The sequence below is a fragment of the Pseudomonas spelaei genome, assembly GCF_009724245.1.
GTDB classification, from domain to species: Bacteria; Pseudomonadota; Gammaproteobacteria; order Pseudomonadales; family Pseudomonadaceae; genus Aquipseudomonas; species Aquipseudomonas spelaei.
The window spans coordinates 272,676-291,750 of record NZ_WNNK01000001.1 but is presented as its reverse complement, the minus strand read 5'-3'; the positions used below and the strand labels follow the sequence as shown (position 1 = coordinate 291,750).

Sequence of the window (19,075 nt, the reverse complement as noted above, 5' to 3'; positions counted from 1 at the left end):
TATCAGGTGCGGTATTCCGCGTTGATCTTCACGTACTCGTGGGACAGGTCGGTGGTCCAGATGGTTTCACTGCACTCACCGCGCCCCAGTTCGATGCGGATGGTGATTTCTGCCTGCTGCATCACCGCCGAGCCCTGGGCCTCGGTGTAGGTCTCGGCACGCGCACCACGGCTGGCGATGCATACGTCACCAAGGAACACGTCGATCTTGCTCACGTCCAGGTTCGGGACACCGGCCCGGCCAACGGCGGCCAGAATGCGACCCCAGTTCGGATCGGAAGCAAACAACGCCGTCTTGATCAGCGGCGAATGGGCCACTGTATAGCCCACATCCAGGCATTCCTGGTGATTGCCGCCGCCGTTGACTTCGACGGTCACAAACTTGGTGGCGCCTTCGCCGTCACGCACGATGGCCTGGGCCACGTCCATGCACACTTCGAACACTGCTTGCTTCAACGCCGCGAACAACGGGCCGTTGGACGAAGTGATTTCCGGCAAGTCGGCCTTACCGGTAGCGATCAACATGCAGCAATCGTTGGTCGACGTGTCGCCGTCGATAGTAATGCGGTTGAACGACTTGTTGGCTCCGTCCAGCATCAGGTTTTGCAACACGTCGCGGGAGACTTTGGCGTCGGTGGCAATGTAGCCGAGCATGGTCGCCATGTTCGGACGAATCATCCCCGCGCCCTTGCTGATGCCGGTCACGGTGATGGTCACGCCGTCATACACAAACTGGCGGCTCGCGCCCTTGGGCAAGGTGTCGGTGGTCATGATCCCGGTGGCCGCTGCTGCCCAGTTGTCTACGGACAGGTCATCCAGTGCGGCTTGCAGCGCACCTTCGATTTTTTCCACGGGCAGCGGTTCACCGATCACGCCGGTGGAGTAAGGCAGCACTTGATTGGCATCAACACCGGTCAACTCCGCCAGTTTGGCGCAGGTGCGAGCGGCGGCGACCAGGCCGGGTTCACCGGTACCGGCATTGGCATTGCCGGTGTTGGTCAGCAGGTAGCGCACCTGGCCTTCCACACGCTGCTTGGCCAGGATCACAGGCGCAGCGCAAAACGCGTTCAGGGTAAACACACCCGCAACGGTCGAGCCTTCGGCACAGCGCATCACTACCACATCCTTGCGCCCCGGACGCTTGATGCCGGCCGAAGCGATACCGAGTTCAAAACCGGCCACCGGGTGCAACGTGGGCAAAGGACCAAGACCAACAGCCATGAATGCGCTCCTTAAAATATGTGATGTCTGCGCCGTCGTTATCGACGGTGATTAAATGGCAAAACGCCGCGACGGCTGATGCCGGTCGCGGCGCGGGGTGCTGCAGCGTCAGGCGAAAATCTTAGTTGATTTCGCCGTGGCAGTGTTTGAACTTCTTGCCCGAACCGCACCAGCACAGTTCGTTGCGGCCCAGCTTCTGCTCATTGCGAACCGGGGTTTGAGCCAAGGCCACATCGACCTCTTCACCCAACACTTCCGGCTGCTCAAGGCCTGGGGCCTCGTCGTGCTGGAACTGCATGCGCGCAGCCAAGGATTCGGCCTCCTGACGCAGGCGAGCCTCTTCTTCGATCGGGTCTTCGCGGCGCACCTGTACGTGAGACAGGACACGAATCGAATCGCGCTTGATCGAATCCAGCAACTCGGAGAACAGCGTGAACGACTCGCGCTTGTACTCCTGCTTCGGGTTCTTCTGGGCATAGCCACGCAAGTGGATACCGTGACGCAGGTGGTCCATGGTCGACAGGTGGTCTTTCCACAAGTCGTCCAACACGCGCAGTACGATTTGTTTCTCGAAGGTGCGCAGTGCTTCGGCACTCGCCTGCTCTTCTTTCTCGTTGTACGCGGCCAACAGCTCGACCATCAATTTCTCGCGCAGGGTTTCTTCGTACAGGTGGTCGTCTTCGTCGAGCCATTGCTGGACCGGCAAGTCGACCCCGAAGTCGCTCTTCAGCGCGGCTTCCAGACCGGCCACGTCCCACTGCTCAGGCAGCGATTGTGGTGGAATGTGGGCACTGACCGTTGCGTTGAGTACGTCCTGGCGGAAGTCGGCGATGGTTTCACCAATGTTGTCGGCGGCCAGCAACGTGTTACGCATGTGATAAATCACTTTACGCTGTTCGTTGTTGACGTCATCGAACTCCAGCAATTGCTTACGGATATCGAAGTTGCGACCTTCAACCTTGCGCTGGGCCTTTTCGATGGCGTTGGTCACCATGCGGTGCTCAATCGCTTCACCGGACTGCATGCCCAGGGCCTTCATGAAGTTCTTCACGCGGTCCGAGGCGAAGATACGCATCAGGCTGTCTTCCAGCGACAGGTAGAAACGGCTGGAACCGGCGTCACCCTGACGACCGGCACGGCCACGCAGCTGGTTGTCGATACGGCGCGATTCGTGACGCTCGGAGGCGATCACCTGCAAGCCTCCGGACTCCAGCACTTGCTGGTGACGCTTCTGCCAGTCGGCCTTGATCTGGGCAATCTGCTCAGGCGTCGGGTTGTCCAGAGAAGCCACTTCCACTTCCCAGTTACCGCCCAACAGGATATCGGTACCACGACCGGCCATGTTGGTGGCGATGGTCAGTGCGCCTGGGCGACCGGCCTGGGCAATGATCTCGGCTTCTTTTTCGTGGAACTTGGCGTTAAGGACCTTGTGCTCGATGCCTTCCTTGTTCAGCAGGTTCGACATGTGCTCGGACGTTTCGATGGTGGCAGTACCCACCAGCACTGGACGGCCCTGGGTCATGCATTCCTTGATGTCGGCGACGATGGCTGCGTATTTCTCGTCGGCGGTCAGGAACACCAGGTCGTTGAAGTCTTTACGCGCCAGCGGCTTGTTCGGCGGGATAACCATCACCGACAGACCATAGATCTGGTGGAATTCGAACGCTTCGGTGTCGGCTGTACCGGTCATGCCGGACAGTTTGTTGTACAGACGGAAGTAGTTCTGGAAGGTGGTCGAGGCCAACGTCTGGCTTTCGGCCTGGATGTTCAGCGCTTCCTTGGCTTCGATCGCCTGGTGCAGGCCTTCCGACAAACGGCGACCGGGCATGGTACGACCGGTGTGTTCGTCCACCAGCACGACCTGGCCGTCCTGGACGATGTATTCGACGTTGCGGTGGAACAGCTTGTGGGCACGCAGGCCGGAATAAACGTGGGTCAGCAAGCCCAGGTTGTGCGCCGAGTACAGGCTCTCGCCTTCAGCCAGCAGGCCGATCTGGGTCAGCATGTCTTCGACGAACTGGTGACCGGCTTCGTTGAGTTCGACCTGACGGGTCTTCTCGTCGATGGAGTAGTGACCTTCTTTGGTCACCACGCCTTCCACTTCCTCGATATGTTGCTCAAGGCGCGGAATCAGCTTGTTGATTTCGATGTAGAGGCGCGAGCTGTCCTCGGCCTGACCGGAAATGATCAGCGGGGTACGGGCTTCGTCGATCAGGATGGAGTCGACTTCGTCGATCACGGCAAAGTTGAGTTCGCGCTGGAATTTTTCTTCCATGCTGAACGCCATGTTGTCGCGCAGGTAGTCGAAACCGAATTCGTTGTTGGTGCCGTAGGTAATGTCGGCAGCGTAGGCGGCACGCTTCTCTTCCGGCGGCTGGAACGGCGTCACGACGCCGACGGTCAGGCCGAGGAATTCATAGAGCGGGCGCATCCAGTTGGCGTCCCGGCGGGCCAGGTAGTCGTTCACCGTCACAACGTGCACGCCCTTGCCGGACAGTGCGTTGAGGTAAACACCCAGGGTTGCCACCAGGGTCTTGCCTTCACCCGTGCGCATTTCGGCAATCATGCCTTCATGCAAGGTCATGCCGCCGATCAACTGCACGTCGAAGTGGCGCATGCCCATGACACGCTTACCGGCTTCGCGGGCGACCGCAAAGGCTTCGGGAAGCAGCTTGTCGAGGGTTTCACCTTTGGCTATGCGGGCCTTGAACTCTTCGGTCTTGGCGCGCAATTGCTCATCCGAAAGGGCAACCATCTGCTCTTCGAAGGCATTGACCAGCTGCACCGTCTTGAGCATGCGTTTGACTTCGCGCTCATTCTTGCTTCCAAAAAGTTTCTTTAACAAAGGCGCAAACATATCGGCAGGTTCTTCCACACATAGGGATGGAGGGCGCCCCGTGAGTCGCCCGAGCAGCCCTCATGGCCGCATGCGAACGCGCATTCTACCCGGAAACGTGGGTGAGGAAAGTGGCGTTGTTCCCCGATGCTGGTACGGCGCTATTAGAGGGCTTGTTTAAAATAAGGGCTTTTTGCAGAACTTCAACCCATGGAGCACAGAAGTTACTTATTGATTTAATGGAGAAACCCCTGACAAAGCAATGCTCGGGGCGGGCCAGACGCTTTCTGCTACCATGGCAGCTCTGTTACTTAAGGTGTCTGATCATGGCATTTCGCCCTCTTACGGCCCGCGCTCCTGCCGTGTTGCTTCGCGAAGCCAAGCCCTTAAAAGCCATCTTCGGCCACGCGCAACGCCTGGGCCACCTGCAACGCCTGGTGGATAGCCAGTTGCAACCGGCTGCCCGCGAACATTGTCATGTCGCCTCCTGGCGCGAAGGCAACCTGTTGTTGATCGTCACCGATGGCCACTGGGCAACCCGCTTGCGCTATCAGCAAAAACGCTTGCAGCGCCAATTACAGGCCTTCGACGAGTTCGCCAGCCTGACACGCATTCAGTTCAAGGTGCAGCCGCCGACTGTCCAGCAAGGCGCGGTGGGGCATACGATGGATTTGTCGACGGATGCCGCCGAGACCATTCAGGCCACGGCGGACGGTATCACCGATCCGAATTTACGAGCGGCGCTGGAGCGATTGGCAGCGCATGCCAAGCCCAAAACCTGAGCCTGGCACACAGCCTATATAGCTATTTACGCTTGCTGCCGCCCAACAACGACCCCAACAACCCGCGTACCAACTGTCGGCCCATCTGATTGGCAGCCTGTTGCATGGCTGACTTCAGCGCTTTGCCTGCTGTGGTCCCCAGGAAGGCACCCGCCTTGTCAGTGAAACTCGGTTCTTCAGCGGCAGGTGTGGCGCCCTCCTGCGGCGCTAGGTCTTTGCGCGCCATCAGTACTTCGTAGGCCGACTCCCGGTCAATCGGCTTGTCGTAGCGACCCAGCAACGGCGAACTGGCGATCAGCGCCGCCCGCTCAGCCTCGGTCAACGGCCCGATCCGCGATTGCGGCGGCGCTACCAACACCCGCTGGACCACCTGCGGCGTACCATTTTCCTGCAAAGTCCCCACCAACGCCTCACCGGTACCCAGCTCGGTCAGCACCGCCAGGGCATCGAACGCCGGATTGGGCCGGAAACCATCAGCCACCGCCCGCAGGGACTTCTGCTCTTTGGTGGTGAAGGCCCGCAGACCATGCTGGATACGCAAACCCAGCTGCGCCAGGATGTTGTCCGGCAAGTCGCTCGGTGATTGAGTGACGAAATATACCCCGACACCTTTGGATCGAATCAGCCGCACGACTTGCTCCAGGCGATCCTGCAGGGCCTTCGGTGTATCGGCAAACAGCAAGTGCGCCTCATCGAAGAACAGCGCCAGCAATGGCTTGTCGGCATCGCCGCGTTCCGGCAGTTGCTCGAACAGTTCCGCCAGCAACCACAGCAGGAACGTCGCGTAGACCTTGGGCGACTCATGCACCAATCGACTGGCATCCAGCAAATGAATGCGCCCGCGGCCATCGCTGGTGGGCTGCAGAATGTCTTCCAACTGCAAGGCCGGCTCGCCGAACAAGGCTTCGGCACCCTGCTGCTCAAGTACGGCCAGGCGCCGCAACAGTGCCTGGCTGGAACCGGTGGTCATCAAGGCCGCATCTTCGCCTAACAGTTCCGGGTGGAACTTGAGGTGATTGAGCAGCGCCTTGAGGTCCTTGAGGTCCAGCAACAACAGACCTTCGCGGTCGGCCACTTTGAAAGTCGCGTACAGGGCCGCTTGCTGGCTATCGGTCAACTCCAACAAGGCGCCCAGCAATAGCGGGCCCATTTCACTCATTGTTGTACGAAGCGGATGACCGGACTGCCCGTGGATATCCCACAGCGTCACCGGATAGGCCTTGGGCGTGTAATTGAGGAACGGCATGCCGGCGATTCGCTCGGCGACCTTGCCCTGGGGATTGGCCACGGCACCCAGGCCGCACAGGTCGCCCTTGATGTCTGCAGCAAACACAGCAACGCCCGCATCGCTGAAGGCTTCTGCCAGACGCTGCAAAGTCACGGTCTTGCCGGTCCCCGTGGCGCCGGCAATCAAGCCATGGCGGTTAGCCAGGCGCATCGCCTGGGCAATAGGTTGGCCGTTAAGGTCGGCACCAATAATGAGTTGCGAGGAGTCTGGCATTTTGTCACCCATGGTTAATCTTTAACGCTGCACGGTCGATACAGACAAGTGAAAGACCCAAAAAGTCTAAAAATAGGTCAGATACTTCCTACATAGGTAGATGGAAATATCACACTTCTTTTGACGCTGCCATTTCGCGCGTTTTCACAAGCACGCGCCTCGGACATTAAGACCTTAGCGGACCCTACAAGCCATGAATAAAAATCTGCGCTTCAGCCACAAGATACTGCTTGCAGCCGCCCTTATCGTCATTGCCGCTTTTGCGTTGTTTACCCTCTACAACGACTACCTGCAACGTAATGCGATTCGTGACGACCTGAACAACTACCTGCATGAAATGGGCGACGTCACCGCCAGCAACATTCAAACCTGGCTCGCCGGACGCATTGTCCTGATAGAAAGCGCCGCCCAGAACATCGCCATCAACCCCGAGCCGGCCACCGTCGCCACCCTGCTGGAACAGAAAGCCCTGACGTCGTCGTTCATGGCCACTTACCTGGGCGACAACAAAGGCGGCTTCACTATCCGCCCCGACAGCAAAATGCCGGACGGCTTCGACCCCCGCGTGCGCCCTTGGTATAAAGGCGCCCAGACCAGCGGTGGCTCGACCCTGACTGAACCCTACATCGATGCGGCCACCGGCCAGTTGATCATTTCTATTGCCACGCCCAGCAGCAAGGCCGGCCAGAGTGTCGGCGTGGTGGGTGGCGACCTGAGCCTGCAAACCCTGGTGGACAACATCGGCGCCCTGAACTTCGGCGGTATGGGTTATGCGTTCCTGGTCAGCGCCGACGGCAAGGTGCTGGTACACCCGGATAAAAGCCTGGTGATGAAGAGCCTGAGCGACGTCTACCCGACCGACACACCGAAAATCAGCAGCGACATCAGCGAAGTCGAGGTCGACGGCAAAACCCGCATCGTCACCTTCGCCCCGATCAAGGGCTTGCCGTCAGTGAACTGGTACCTGGGCCTGTCGGTAGATAAAGACAAATCCTTCGCCATGCTCAGCGAATTCCGAACCTCTGCCATTATTGCCACGATCATTGCCGTGGTGATCATCCTGGCCCTGCTCGGCATGTTGATTCGCGCCCTGTTGCAGCCGCTGCACGTCATGACCCGGGCCATGGAAGACATCGCCGACGGTGAAGGCGACTTGACGCGTCGCCTGAATATCCAGAACCACGATGAATTCGGCATTCTGGGCATCGCGTTCAACCGTTTCGTGGAACGGATTCACACCTCGATCCGCGAAGTGTCCTCCACCACCGAGCAGGTCAATGAAGTCGCCCTGCGGGTGGTCAGCGCCTCCAACTCGTCGATGGTCAACTCCGACGAACAAGCCAACCGCACCAACAGTGTCGCCGCTGCCATCAACGAACTCGGTGCCGCCGCCCAGGAAATCGCCCGCAACGCCGCACAAGCGTCCCATCAGGCCAGCGACGCCCGGCATCTGGCCGAAGATGGCCAGCAAGTGGTGGAACGCAATATCAAGGCGATGAATCAGCTGTCGCAGATGATCAGTGCTTCCAGCAGCAATATAGAAGCGCTCAACAGCAAGACGGTGAACATTGGGCAGATTCTTGAAGTGATCACCAGCATTTCCCAGCAAACCAACCTGCTGGCCCTCAACGCCGCCATTGAAGCGGCACGGGCCGGAGAGGCCGGTCGCGGGTTTGCGGTGGTGGCCGACGAAGTGCGCAACCTGGCCCACCGGACCCAGGAATCGGCTCAGCAGGTGCAGAAGATGATCGAGGAACTGCAAGTCGGTGCACGGGAATCGGTCAGCACCATGAGCGAAAGCCAGCGCCATAGCCAAGACAGCGTTGACATCGCCAACCTGGCGGGAGAGCGACTGAACAGCGTAACCCAGCGCATCGGCGAGATCGACGGCATGAACCAATCGGTGGCTACCGCCACCGAGGAGCAAACGTCGGTGGTGGAGTCGATCAACATGGACATTACCGAGATCAACACCCTCAACCAGGAAGGCGTGGAGAACCTGCACTCCACCTTGCGTGCCTGTGCCGACCTGGAACAACAGGCGGCGAGATTGAAACAGCTGGTGGGGAGTTTCCGGATCTAAATCACAAGCCGCTGCCTTGGGCAGCGGCTATCCCCTACTCATCCTCGGTTTCGGGTTTGTCCCGAACCTGCTCCCACAACTCAGCCGCTCCCGGAAACTCGGTACCGTCCTCGCTATCGAGATCGTCCGGGTCAAAGCGGCTCAAGCAGCCTTCGCCCAATGTCGCCGGGGCCTTGGAAGTGGCCTTATCGAGTGGGTCACTCATGGTCCTATCCTCATGCCTGCCCAAAGAAAAAGGGCCTGGAACGATTTAACGCCCAGGCCCCTCACGCTTCAAGCCATCAATCAGAACACGACGGTCTTGTTACCATGCACCAGCACCCGGTCTTCCAGGTGATAACGCAGGCCACGCGCCAGAACCATCTTCTCGACATCACGACCGAAGCGCACCATGTCTTCGATGCTGTCGCTGTGACTGACTCGCACTACGTCCTGCTCGATGATCGGACCGGCGTCCAGCTCTTCGGTGACATAGTGGCAAGTTGCGCCAATCAGCTTCACGCCGCGCAAGGACGCTTGGTGATACGGTTTGGCGCCGACGAACGATGGCAGAAAGCTGTGGTGGATGTTGATCACCTTGCCAGCGTATTCGCGGCACAGCTCCGGCGGCAGGATCTGCATGTAACGCGCCAGCACTACCACATCAGCGTCGTGCTGCTTGACCAGGCGCGACACTTCGGCAAACGCTGGCTCCTTGTTCTGCGGGTCGACCGGGACGTGGTAGTACGGAATACCGTGCCACTCGACCATGCTGCGCAGGTCGTCATGGTTGGAGACCACGCAGGAAATTTCGCAGTCCAACTCATCACTGTGCCAGCGGTGCAGAAGGTCTGCCAGGCAGTGCGACTCACGACTGGCCATCAGGACCACGCGCTTTTTCTGCTCCGTGTCGGTGATGCGCCAGGTCATTGAAAACTCTTCGGCGATCGGCGCAAATGCCTCACGAAAAGCCTCAAGGCCAAAGGGCAGTGTGTCGGCACGGATCTCGTGACGCATGAAGAACCAACCGCTGAGATTGTCCGAGTGATGGCTCGCTTCGGTGATCCAGCCGTTGTGGGACGCCAGAAAGTTACTGACTTTAGCAACGATGCCGACGCGGTCCGGGCAAGCAATCACCAGCCGAAAAGTGCGCATTAGGGGGAAACTCCAGAACTTCGCAAAGGCCGCCATTCTAGCGATTGCGCAGAAAAACTGCAGTATTCCTTAACGCTTATTCTGTCAGCAGGCGCCAGGACTGTCCCTTAATAGCGTAAGGTTTTACCTCGCTATATGTGCCTGCGCGCTTGGGCTTGAGCAGTTAGTCAAGATTTAACGAGAGTATCTTTATCCCGTACCCCTTACTAATTAACTCAATTCCACGCTTTCGCCACAAACAACCAAAGTAAATTACATAAAAGCCCGCTTAAATGTTTACTTGAGGAAACTGTCTGACTATTATTAGGCCACTATCCCCTGTCACCAGCGCCCTACATAAGGTAGTCCTCATGTCCCTGATCAACGAATACCGCGCCACCGAAGAAGCTATTAAAGAGCTGCAAGCCCGTTTGAAGAATCTGTCCCAAGACGACAAACTGCAAACCGAGCTGGAATTCGAAGGCAAACTGCGCACCCTGATGGGTGAGTACTCCAAATCCCTGCGTGACATCATCGCGCTGCTGGACCCAGAGTCGAAAGTTAAAGCACCACGTGGCGCTGTGAAAACTACCGGCACCAAACGTGCTCGCAAGGTTAAGCAGTACAAGAACCCGCACAACGGCGAAGTGATTGAAACCAAAGGTGGCAACCACAAGACGCTGAAAGAGTGGAAAGCCAAGTGGGGCGGCGACGTGGTTGAAGGCTGGGCCACCCTGCTGGGCTAAGCCTCGCACGGTCGCAGCTTGATTCGCGACGTAATAAAAAACGCCAGCATGCTGGCGTTTTTTATTGTCCGGACTTTTTCCATAAATTGATTACAGGCTCAAACGTGCACCTAAAGAGTCTGCATATTCTTGCCACTCATCGAGCACCTGACGCTGAAACGATGTAGCACTAACAGCCAATTCCAGCCGAGCTTGCTTAAAACTCTCGAGGGTATTCGGTGCGCCCCACTCAGCGTCTGACAAACGTTGCTGACAGAAAAGTCTCCAGCGTTCTTGCTCCTCGCTATTCAAGGTGTGTGAAAAGTTTCGGGCACGGTAGCGAAATAATAATTCAGGCAAACGCTGATCATCAAAAGGCCACTGACGCGCTAATTGCCCAGGCTCGGCGAGTCTGACTTGCTCACATAAACGCCGATCACGATCACCGATAAAACCATCGTATAGCTGCTGCTCAGGGTCGGCGCTCGATGCAAAGTCTTCCTCGGCGTAAATTTCCGGTAACTTATCGCGCCAAACTTCCTGTGCGTCAGTTAGCCGCAGGGCGCGCGCCTGATACAGGTCCATGTCCAGTTGTAAACGCTGGCGGTCTTCGGCCCGTAGCACATTCAAGGGGGCAACCACCGGGCAGCGATTGATGTGCAACAGTTTGAGCGGCACTGGCAGTTCACCCTCGGCTAGGTCATCACGCCGGGTATACAAACGCTGGCGCAGGGTGTCGGCGTCCAGGTCGAGCAACCCTTGGGGATCGAGCCCCAGGTCACAGACGATCAAGGCATTGCGATTGCGCGGGTGCCAGGCCAGTGGCAACACCACCCCAAGGTAATGGCGCTCGGCAGAAAAGCGACCGGAGATATGCACCATCGGCTGCAACAGCCGGATCTGGTCCATAACGCGTTGTTTGCTGCGCAACTGAAACAGCCAGTCATACAACTTGGGTTGTTTCTCGCGAATCAGTCGGGCCAGGGCAATGGTGGCGCGGACATCGGACAAGGCGTCATGAGCCTGCCCATGGTCGATGCCATTGGCGGCGGTCAGGCGCTCAAGCTTGAGCGTGACCCGTCCGTCCTGCTCCGGCCAGACAATGCCTTGCGGACGCAAGGCGTAGGCCGTGCGAACGACGTCGATCAGATCCCAGCGGCTATTACCGCCCTGCCACTCACGTGCATACGGGTCGAAAAAGTTGCGGTACAAACTGTATCGCGTCATTTCATCATCAAAACGCAGGGTGTTGTAACCCGCGCCACAGGTTCCCGGGGCTGCGAGTTCGGCGTGGACCCGAGTCATGAAGTCGGCCTCGGCCAAACCCTTCTCCGCCAGCACACTTGGCGTGATACCGGTAATCGCACAAGCGGCCGGATGGGGCAGAATATCGTCGCTGGGCTGGCAATAGAGGTTGACCGGCGGCCCTGCCTCGTTGAGGTCAAGGTCAGTACGAATCCCGGCTACCTGCAGTGGGCGGTCGTTACGCGGGTTGATGCCGGTGGTTTCATAGTCGTACCAGAAGATGGTGGTCACGGGCTATTCCTGTGTTGAAGACCGACAAAGTCTAGGCGCTGGAAGACGCCTGAGGCCAGCGCTGAGTGCCCTGTACAAATATTCAGTGAAACGTTGCAGCACTTTGAGTGGTTGCTTCCACCGTCGACACTGCTAGCATCCGTCTCTCTATCCGCCCGCTGTCGCCCGGCGCAACAGCTCTGCACTGCCAAGGACCGCGATGCCATCAGCGCCATTGGACACCCGCTATCAGATCGAGACCCCGGAGGGCATCGACCTGCCCCTGCGCCCGGCCGGCCTGCTGCCTCGTTCCCTGGCGTTCGCCTTCGACCTGGGCCTGCGTGGCCTGATCCTCGGCATCCTGTTCGTGGCCCTGGCGTTTCTGGGCAACCTGGGGATTGGCCTTGGCTCGCTCCTGCTGTTCCTGGTCAGTTGGTGGTACATGGTGTTGTTTGAAGTTCTCAACCAGGGCTGCTCGCCCGGCAAGCAGATCATGGGCCTGCGGGTGGTACAGGACGACGGCACGCCCATCGGCTGGTCCGCGTCGCTGATTCGTAACCTGCTGCGTTTTGTCGACATGTTGCCCTTCGGCTACTTCTTCGGTGCCATCAGCTGCCTGCAGCATCCCCACTTCAAACGCCTCGGCGACCTGGCCGCCGGGACCCTGGTGATTTACCGCGAGCAACCGTTGTCGCGCCCGCAACTTCCCCAGGCCCCCGCGCTGCGCCTGCCATTCGCCCTGGACCTGAACGAGCAACGGGCCATACTCGGTTTCGCCGAGCGCCAGGGCGACCTGTCCACTGAGCGCGTCAACGAGTTGGCCGCGATCCTGGCCACACCCTTGCAAGTCTCCCCTGCCCGCGCCGTGAGCGAGCTCAACGGCGTGGCCCGTGGCTTGTTGGGGCCGACATGAAGCAGAGCCTTTTCGAAAGCCGTCATCAGCCTCAATGGCAAGCCTTTGCCGCCCAACTCGCGCAGCTGGAACAGGGCAAGGCCCATACCTCGGACTTTACCGACTTCCCCCATCATTACCGACGTTTATGCCAACACCTGGCCCTGGCGCAGGAGCGTGGCTACAGCAGTTACCTGGTGGACCCGTTGCAACAACTGGCCTTGCGTGGCCACCAACAGCTGTATCGGCATCGCAGCCAGTTGGGGGCCGATGTGCTGGGTTTTGTACTCGCCGACTTTCCCCGGCTGGTGCGTGAACAATGGCGTTTCGTACTGGTGGCCAGCCTGCTGTTCTTCGGCAGCCTGCTGGGTATTGCCCTGCTGGTGTATCTGTTTCCAGACCTGATCTACAGCATCGTCAGCCCCCAGCAAGTGGCCGAGATGCAGAGCATGTACGACCCTGACGCCAGCCGCCTGGGACGCGCCGCCGAACGCGCATCGAGCGAGGACTGGATGATGTTCGGCTATTACGTCATGCATAACATCGGCATCGCCTTCCAGACGTTTGCCGCCGGTTTGCTGTTTGGCCTGGGCAGCGTGTTCTTCCTGTTCTTCAACGGGTTGATCATCGGTGCCGTTGCCGGGCACCTGACGCAAATCGGCTACGGCCAGACCTTCTGGTCATTCGTCATTGGCCACGGTGCCTTCGAACTGAGCGCCATTGCCCTGGCGGGTGCCGCCGGTCTGCAATTGGGCTGGGCGCTGATCGCCCCGGGGCATCTGACCAGAAGCGAATCCCTGCGGCTGGCAGCGCGCAAAAGCGTGCAAATGATCTGTGGTGTCATGGTGTTTCTGCTGATTGCGGCCTTTATCGAAGCCTACTGGTCATCCACCACCTCCGTGGCGCCCTGGATCAAGTACCTGGTGGGCGCCGCACTCTGGTTATTGATGGCCACCTACCTGCTATTCGCCGGACGGAGTCGCCATGCGCCTGAGTGACGCCAGTGTGGTGATTCGTCCCCGTACGTCCTGGGAAGCCATGGACCTGGGCGTGCTGCTGGCCGGCGAACATCGTTGGCTGTTAATGAGCAGTTGGGCACTGATCACCCTGCCGATTTTCGCCCTGATCAGCGCACTGTTATGGAATTATCCGTCGACCGCGCTGCTGCTGTTCTGGTGGCTCAAACCCGCCTTTGACCGCTTGCCGCTGTATATCCTGTCCAAGGCTATGTTCGGCGAAACCCCCACCCTCAAGCAGTCCCTGCGCCAATGGCCGCGCCTGCTCAAGCGTCAACTGCTGGCCAGCCTGACCTGGCGACGCTTCAGCCTCAGCCGCAGCTTCGAGATGCCGGTGGTTCAGCTCGAGGGCCTGGAGGGCCAGGCACGCCAACAACGCCTGGGAGTGCTGCAACAACGCAACGCCGGCGCAGCACGCTGGCTGACCCTGATCGGCGTACACCTGGAAATGGCTTTGTGGATCGGCTTGATGGTGCTGTTCTATCTGTTCCTGCCACAGCAGGTCGAACGGGATTGGGACTGGCAACAGCTGATACCCGCGACCAGCCACGATTGGCTGTGGCTGGAGCACCTGACCAATGCTTTCTACGCCTTGATCCTGGTGTTCTGGGAGCCAATCTATGTGGCCTGCGGTTTCAGCCTGTACCTGAATCGCCGCACTACGCTGGAAGCCTGGGACCTGGAACTGGTGTTCCGCCGTCTGCGCCAGCGCCTGAGCTCGGTGGTACCGGTTCTGCTGCTGGCCATCGGGCTGATGCTGATCCCGGCTATCCAACCGGCCATGGCCGATGAACCGATCACTGCGAAGCCGCTCAGCACACACGCCGCGAATCAGTCGATCAAGGCATTGCTGGAACAACCACCGTTCAAGAACCCTGAAACCGTTACCCGCTATCGCTTCGGACCTGACAAACCCACCGAGAAAGACAAATCGGGAGGTGATGCCAAGCTACCGGCGTGGCTGGAAGCGCTGCTGAACAACCTCAATAGCAATTCATTCAAACACCTGGCCCAAGGCCTTGAGGTGCTGCTCTGGAGCTTACTGCTGGGAGCATTGGCCCTGGTGATCTGGCGCTATCGCGACTGGTTGCGAGCCTTTGTCAGCCGGCGCGCGCCACGCAAGCCAAAAATCGCCAAGCCCGCGCCCACGCAACTGTTCGGGCTGGAGCTGGGCACCGAAACCTTGCCCGACGACATTGCCGGCACCGCCGAACAGCTCTGGCCAACCCAGCCACGGGAAGCCCTTGGCCTGCTCTACCGCGGCTTGCTCAGCCGCCTGCTGCACGACTTCAACCTGCCATTGAAAGATGCTGACACCGAAGGCCAGGTCCTGGCGCGCATTCATCGGTTGCAACAACCCCAGTTGCTGGCCTTCAGCGATGACTTGACCCGGCACTGGCAAAACCTCGCCTATGGTCACCGCCTGCCACCGACGCAGGCACAGCAACAGTTGTGTGCTGATTGGCGGGCGCTGTTCGGCTCGGGAGCGGCGCAATGAAGCGGCCATTGTTATGGGTCGGGTTGGTACTCGGTTGCTTGCTGACCGCCGGTGGCCTCTACGCCTGGCACAAGGCAATTCCCTACCAGGAAGTGATCGACCGTGGCCCCTCTCCCGACGTCCAGGCCAACCCCTACCTGGCGGCGGAGCATTTCCTGCGTCAGCAAGGCCTGGTGGTCGAACACGCCAACGGCCCTGAACAACTGACGAGCCTAGCGCCCCGGGGCAACAGCCTGTTGTTGCTGGGCGATCGCAGCAACATGACCCCGCGCCAGGCTGACCAACTGCTGGAATGGGCCAGGTCTGGCGGCCATCTGCTGCTGGTGGCTGAAGCGCTGTGGGATGACGAAACCGGCAAAAGCGACGATCTGTTGCTGGACCGTGTGCAGCTGCACCAATCCTTCAGCGAAGGCTTCGACAAACCGGTACCTGCCGGTAAAAAACGCACCCCTGACCTGACCAAGCTGTATGTCGACAACGAAACCCCAGCGGCTTATTTCAGCTTCGACACCGACTTCAACCTGACCGACCCCAGGCACCTGGCCCAGTTTTCAGCCAACAGCGCCAAGGCCAGCCATTTGATGCAGGTCAACCTCGGGCAGGGCCGCATCACGGTGGTCACCGACAGCGACTTGTGGAAAAACCGCAATATCGGTCGACACGACAACGCCTGGTTGCTGTGGTACCTGAATCAGGGCACCACGGTCACACTGCTATTCAACAGCGACGTTGACGACTTTTTCAGCCTGTTGCTACGTTACTTCCCTCAGACCCTGGTGGCGCTCGCAGCGCTGCTGGCCTTCGGTTTGTGGCACGCGGGGATGCGCCAGGGGCCGATTCAACCTCCCGCCTCCAGGGCGCGCCGGCAATTGCAGGAGCACTTGAAAGCCAGCGCTGACTTCCTGCTGCGTCGCAGCGGCCAGAACAGCCTGTTGCAAGCCCTGCAACACGACATCCTGCGTACCGCCCGGCGCCGTCACCCCGGCTTCGAACACCTCGACACCGCTGAACAGTGGCAGGCCCTTGAACGCCTGACCCGTCAACCTACCCTTGTCATCAGCCAGGCCCTCGGCCCACTCCCGGCAAAGCGGCTTTCCAGCGCCGACTTCAGCCGCCAGGTGGCCTGCCTGCAAACCCTCAGGAATGCCCTATGAGCGAATTTCCAGCGCAACCCCTTCAACGCGCCAGCGAGTTGGCCCAGGCCTTGCGCGTCGAACTGCGCAAGGCGGTGATTGGCCAGGATCAGGTGATCGATGACGTGCTCACTGCGCTGATCGCCGGTGGCCATGTGCTGCTCGAAGGCGTTCCCGGCCTGGGCAAGACCTTGCTGGTGCGCGCTCTGGCACGCTGTTTTGGTGGCGAGTTCGCGCGCATCCAGTTCACCCCGGACTTGATGCCCAGCGACGTCACCGGCCACGCCGTGTATGACCTGCACAGCGAGCAATTCAAGCTGCGCAAGGGCCCCTTGTTCACCAACCTGCTGCTGGCCGATGAGATCAACCGCGCGCCGGCAAAAACCCAGGCAGCACTGCTGGAAGCCATGCAAGAACGCCAGGTCACCCTCGAAGGCGAAGCGCTGCCCATCGGGCAACCGTTCATGGTGCTGGCCACCCAGAACCCGATCGAACAGGAAGGCACCTACCCGTTGCCCGAGGCCGAACTGGATCGCTTCATGCTCAAAGTGCGCATGGACTACCCCGAGGCACAACAGGAACTGGACATGGTGCGGGAGGTGACCCGCTCATCCCGGGCCGACATGCTCGACGTGCAACCGCTACGCACCGTGCTCCAGGCCGAAGACGTGCTGCTGTTGCAACAGGTCGCCAGCGAGCTGCCGCTGGATGAACAAGTCCTCGACTACGCCGTACGCCTGGCCCGTACCACCCGCAGTTGGCCCGGCCTGACCATCGGCGCAGGGCCTCGGGCCTCCATCGCCCTGGTGCGTGGCGCACGAGCCCGAGCGCTATTGCGTGGCGGCGAATTCGTGACACCGGACGACATCAAGGGCTGCGCCCTGGCGGTATTGCGTCATCGGGTGCGTATCGCTCCGGAACTGGGCATTGACGGGCTGGAGGTGGATCAGGTGCTTAAACAATTGCTGGACCAAGTCCCGGCGCCTCGGCAATGACCCGCCCATGAAGCCCACCCGCCTGCTGTTGATCTGGCTCGGCGTATTGCTGGGGCTGAGCATTCTATTGGGCGCCTGTACGGCGCTGCAGTTCAACGTGCCGGGCACGCTGCACTCGATCGCCTGGGGCCTGCTCCTGGCCCTACTCTTGCTGGCCCTGCTGGACGCCGTTCGTCTGCGCCGCCGGCCTTCGCCTCGCGTGCGCCGGCAGATGCCCGGCAGCCTGGCCCTGGGACGTTGGGGAGAGGTACGGATCACACTTGAACACAATGACTCCCAGCCATTGACCGTAGAGGTGTTCGACCACGTGCCTGACGGCCTGAGCCTGGAGAACCTGCCACAGTCCATCGAGCTGCGACCCGGCGAACACAGCGAACTGGGCTATCGCCTGCGTCCGTTGCGGCGCGGGCACTTCAATTTCGAGCGGTGTGAAGTCCACCTTCCCAGCCCTTTGGGACTGTGGTCGACACGACGCTTTATAAAGGCCCACGATGCGACCCGGGTGTACCCGGACTTTGCCCGTTTATATGGCGCGCAGTTACTGGCCGTAGACAACTGGCTCAGCCAGCTCGGCGTACGCCAGCGCCAACGTCGTGGGCTAGGCCTGGAGTTTCACCAGTTGCGTGAATTTCGCGAGGGCGACAGCCTGCGCCAGATCGACTGGAAAGCCACCGCCCGCCAACGCACCCCGATTGCTCGCGAGTATCAGGATGAGCGCGATCAACAGATCGTGTTCATGCTCGACTGCGGCCGGCGCATGCGCAGTCAGGACGGCGAGCTGTCCCACTTCGATCACGCCCTGAATGCCTGCCTGTTGCTCAGTTACGTCGCCTTGCGCCAGGGCGACGCCGTGGGGCTCTGCACCTTTGCCTGCGACCAGCCCCGCTACCTGGCCCCCGTCAAGGGCAGTGGCCAGCTCAACCTGTTACTCAACACGGTGTATGACCTGAACACCACCCGACGTGCGGCTGACTACCAGGCCGCCGCCAGCCAATTGTTGGCCCGGCAGAAGCGCCGGGCGTTGGTGATCGTGGTGAGTAATCTGCGGGATGAGGATGATGAAGAACTGCTGACAGCGGTCAAACGCATCAGCCGCCAGCACAGGGTGTTGGTGGCGAGCCTGCGAGAAGAAGTCCTCGACCAATTGCGCCACGCCCCTGTGCAAACCCTGCCCGAGGCCCTGGCCTATTGTGGCACCGTCGATTACCTCAATGCCCGGGACGAGTTGCATGATCGATTGAGTGCCCACGGCCTGTCGGTGCTGGACACACAACCTTCGGAGCTGGGTGCAGCCCTGGTGACACGCTACCTGGGTTGGAAAAAAGCGGGAGTGTTATAAAAAACGGCGCACGGCCACGGTACAAGGCCCCAAACCAGACCGACAACACGCGCAGCGGCTAAGCCGAGGCCTGCAAGGGATCGAAGCTGAAGTACTGCAACAGCGCGTTGATCAGTTGCCCGTATTCGACGGGCGCCCGCAAAACACTGAACCCTGAATCGTAATGCCGAGGGTTGATATCTTCATGGCACCACAGGCAGGTGGCTGTAAGATCAACTGCATGCACATCACCCTCAGGCCCTGGGATCTTCAAACGCAGCTCGAAGTCCACCTCGACCATCATGGGCAATTGACTGATCAACATCAGCCCCTCTTCAGAGACATTGCCCAAGTAACCAATGGGCCTGTCCGTCAGACGGTTGAAGACTTGCAGAAAGCAGGGTAGTTGATGCCGCTCAATCCTTCGGTCGGTAAACATGGTGAGTTC

16 protein-coding genes and 1 pseudogene are annotated in these 19,075 nt (G+C 59.7%); 10 read left to right on the top strand and 7 right to left on the bottom strand.

All coding sequences use genetic code 11. The features are described 5' to 3' along the window. Positions 1-2: 2 nt before the first annotated feature. The gene (argJ, locus tag GNF76_RS01305) at positions 3-1,220 is read right to left on the bottom strand and encodes a bifunctional glutamate N-acetyltransferase/amino-acid acetyltransferase ArgJ (RefSeq protein ID WP_155581371.1); all 1,218 of its coding nucleotides are present in this window, start codon (positions 1,218-1,220) and stop codon (positions 3-5) included. A gap of 121 nt (positions 1,221-1,341) precedes the next feature. After that, positions 1,342-4,077 (bottom strand): preprotein translocase subunit SecA, encoded by a 2,736-nt coding sequence (gene secA / locus GNF76_RS01300; protein WP_155581370.1) that lies wholly within the window; start codon positions 4,075-4,077, stop codon positions 1,342-1,344. A 305-nt stretch (positions 4,078-4,382) separates the two neighbouring features. Between secA and GNF76_RS01295 the strand changes: the two genes are divergently transcribed. Continuing rightward, the gene (locus tag GNF76_RS01295) at positions 4,383-4,838 is read left to right on the top strand and encodes a DUF721 domain-containing protein (RefSeq protein ID WP_155581369.1); all 456 of its coding nucleotides are present in this window, start codon (positions 4,383-4,385) and stop codon (positions 4,836-4,838) included. 22 nt (positions 4,839-4,860) lie between these two features. Here GNF76_RS01295 and GNF76_RS01290 read toward each other — a convergent pair whose 3' ends face one another. Next, positions 4,861-6,339 carry a helicase HerA-like domain-containing protein gene (locus GNF76_RS01290; RefSeq protein ID WP_155581535.1) on the bottom strand — a complete coding sequence of 493 codons (1,479 nt, stop codon included), beginning with the start codon at positions 6,337-6,339 and terminating at the stop codon, positions 4,861-4,863. A 193-nt stretch (positions 6,340-6,532) separates the two neighbouring features. On the opposite strand from GNF76_RS01290, the pseudogene GNF76_RS29865 reads away from it, so the two are divergent. After that, a pseudogene (locus GNF76_RS29865) lies at positions 6,533-7,564 on the top strand (HAMP domain-containing protein); the annotation flags it as partial. 93 nt (positions 7,565-7,657) lie between these two features. Next, positions 7,658-8,422 carry a methyl-accepting chemotaxis protein gene (locus GNF76_RS29860; protein ID WP_379652564.1) on the top strand — a complete coding sequence of 255 codons (765 nt, stop codon included), beginning with the start codon at positions 7,658-7,660 and terminating at the stop codon, positions 8,420-8,422. 34 nt (positions 8,423-8,456) lie between these two features. Here the strand turns inward: GNF76_RS29860 and GNF76_RS29285 are convergent, their stop codons facing one another. Together GNF76_RS29285 and purU are read right to left on the bottom strand one after the other, a co-directional pair. After that, positions 8,457-8,627, bottom strand: a complete 171-nt coding sequence (locus tag GNF76_RS29285; RefSeq protein ID WP_178123125.1) for a hypothetical protein — start codon at positions 8,625-8,627, stop codon at positions 8,457-8,459. Between the two features lie 80 nt (positions 8,628-8,707). After that, a complete protein-coding gene (purU, locus tag GNF76_RS01280; RefSeq protein WP_155581367.1) occupies positions 8,708-9,556 on the bottom strand; it encodes a formyltetrahydrofolate deformylase in 849 nt (282 codons plus the stop codon). A 350-nt stretch (positions 9,557-9,906) separates the two neighbouring features. On the opposite strand from purU, the gene mvaT reads away from it, so the two are divergent. Next, a complete protein-coding gene (gene mvaT, locus GNF76_RS01275; protein WP_005790963.1) occupies positions 9,907-10,281 on the top strand; it encodes a histone-like nucleoid-structuring protein MvaT in 375 nt (124 codons plus the stop codon). Positions 10,282-10,371: 90 nt separating this feature from the next. Here mvaT and sbcB read toward each other — a convergent pair whose 3' ends face one another. Beyond that, complete coding sequence (gene sbcB, locus GNF76_RS01270; protein WP_178123124.1) at positions 10,372-11,796, bottom strand: exodeoxyribonuclease I; 1,425 nt, start codon at positions 11,794-11,796, stop codon at positions 10,372-10,374. A 199-nt stretch (positions 11,797-11,995) separates the two neighbouring features. On the opposite strand from sbcB, the gene GNF76_RS01265 reads away from it, so the two are divergent. The 6 genes from GNF76_RS01265 to GNF76_RS01240 are packed head-to-tail and all read left to right on the top strand — an operon-like array spanning position 11,996 to position 18,648. Further along, positions 11,996-12,688, top strand: coding sequence for an RDD family protein (locus GNF76_RS01265; protein ID WP_155581366.1), 693 nt, complete (start codon positions 11,996-11,998; stop codon positions 12,686-12,688). Next, entirely contained in the window at positions 12,685-13,665 is a 981-nt protein-coding gene (locus GNF76_RS01260; protein ID WP_155581365.1) for a stage II sporulation protein M, read from the top strand. Before GNF76_RS01265 ends, GNF76_RS01260 begins: the two co-directional genes overlap by 4 nt. After that, positions 13,652-15,181 carry a DUF4129 domain-containing protein gene (locus tag GNF76_RS01255; RefSeq protein ID WP_155581364.1) on the top strand — a complete coding sequence of 510 codons (1,530 nt, stop codon included), beginning with the start codon at positions 13,652-13,654 and terminating at the stop codon, positions 15,179-15,181. The genes GNF76_RS01260 and GNF76_RS01255 overlap by 14 nt, the downstream gene beginning before the upstream one ends. Beyond that, positions 15,178-16,335, top strand: coding sequence for a DUF4350 domain-containing protein (locus GNF76_RS01250; protein WP_155581363.1), 1,158 nt, complete (start codon positions 15,178-15,180; stop codon positions 16,333-16,335). The genes GNF76_RS01255 and GNF76_RS01250 overlap by 4 nt, the downstream gene beginning before the upstream one ends. Further along, the gene (locus GNF76_RS01245) at positions 16,332-17,309 is read left to right on the top strand and encodes an AAA family ATPase (RefSeq protein WP_155581362.1); all 978 of its coding nucleotides are present in this window, start codon (positions 16,332-16,334) and stop codon (positions 17,307-17,309) included. The genes GNF76_RS01250 and GNF76_RS01245 overlap by 4 nt, the downstream gene beginning before the upstream one ends. A gap of 7 nt (positions 17,310-17,316) precedes the next feature. Next, entirely contained in the window at positions 17,317-18,648 is a 1,332-nt protein-coding gene (locus tag GNF76_RS01240) for a DUF58 domain-containing protein (protein WP_155581361.1), read from the top strand. Positions 18,649-18,706: 58 nt separating this feature from the next. On the opposite strand, the gene GNF76_RS01235 is transcribed toward GNF76_RS01240, so the two are convergent. Next, the gene (locus GNF76_RS01235) at positions 18,707-19,066 is read right to left on the bottom strand and encodes a PilZ domain-containing protein (RefSeq protein WP_155581360.1); all 360 of its coding nucleotides are present in this window, start codon (positions 19,064-19,066) and stop codon (positions 18,707-18,709) included. Positions 19,067-19,075: the final 9 nt, after the last annotated feature.

Bases quoted from the DNA above. Each gene is read 5' to 3' on its own strand.
- argJ (WP_155581371.1), bottom strand. From the start codon at position 1,220: ATGGCTGTTGGTCTTGGTCCTTTGCCCACGTTGCACCCGGTGGCCGGT.
- secA (WP_155581370.1), bottom strand. From the start codon at position 4,077: ATGTTTGCGCCTTTGTTAAAGAAACTTTTTGGAAGCAAGAATGAGCGC.
- GNF76_RS01295 (WP_155581369.1), top strand. From the start codon at position 4,383: ATGGCATTTCGCCCTCTTACGGCCCGCGCTCCTGCCGTGTTGCTTCGC.
- GNF76_RS01290 (WP_155581535.1), bottom strand. From the start codon at position 6,339: ATGCCAGACTCCTCGCAACTCATTATTGGTGCCGACCTTAACGGCCAA.
- GNF76_RS29860 (WP_379652564.1), top strand. From the start codon at position 7,658: ATGGTCAACTCCGACGAACAAGCCAACCGCACCAACAGTGTCGCCGCT.
- GNF76_RS29285 (WP_178123125.1), bottom strand. From the start codon at position 8,627: ATGAGTGACCCACTCGATAAGGCCACTTCCAAGGCCCCGGCGACATTG.
- purU (WP_155581367.1), bottom strand. From the start codon at position 9,556: ATGCGCACTTTTCGGCTGGTGATTGCTTGCCCGGACCGCGTCGGCATC.
- mvaT (WP_005790963.1), top strand. From the start codon at position 9,907: ATGTCCCTGATCAACGAATACCGCGCCACCGAAGAAGCTATTAAAGAG.
- GNF76_RS01265 (WP_155581366.1), top strand. From the start codon at position 11,996: ATGCCATCAGCGCCATTGGACACCCGCTATCAGATCGAGACCCCGGAG.
- GNF76_RS01260 (WP_155581365.1), top strand. From the start codon at position 12,685: ATGAAGCAGAGCCTTTTCGAAAGCCGTCATCAGCCTCAATGGCAAGCC.
- GNF76_RS01255 (WP_155581364.1), top strand. From the start codon at position 13,652: ATGCGCCTGAGTGACGCCAGTGTGGTGATTCGTCCCCGTACGTCCTGG.
- GNF76_RS01250 (WP_155581363.1), top strand. From the start codon at position 15,178: ATGAAGCGGCCATTGTTATGGGTCGGGTTGGTACTCGGTTGCTTGCTG.
- GNF76_RS01245 (WP_155581362.1), top strand. From the start codon at position 16,332: ATGAGCGAATTTCCAGCGCAACCCCTTCAACGCGCCAGCGAGTTGGCC.
- GNF76_RS01240 (WP_155581361.1), top strand. From the start codon at position 17,317: ATGAAGCCCACCCGCCTGCTGTTGATCTGGCTCGGCGTATTGCTGGGG.
- GNF76_RS01235 (WP_155581360.1), bottom strand. From the start codon at position 19,066: ATGTTTACCGACCGAAGGATTGAGCGGCATCAACTACCCTGCTTTCTG.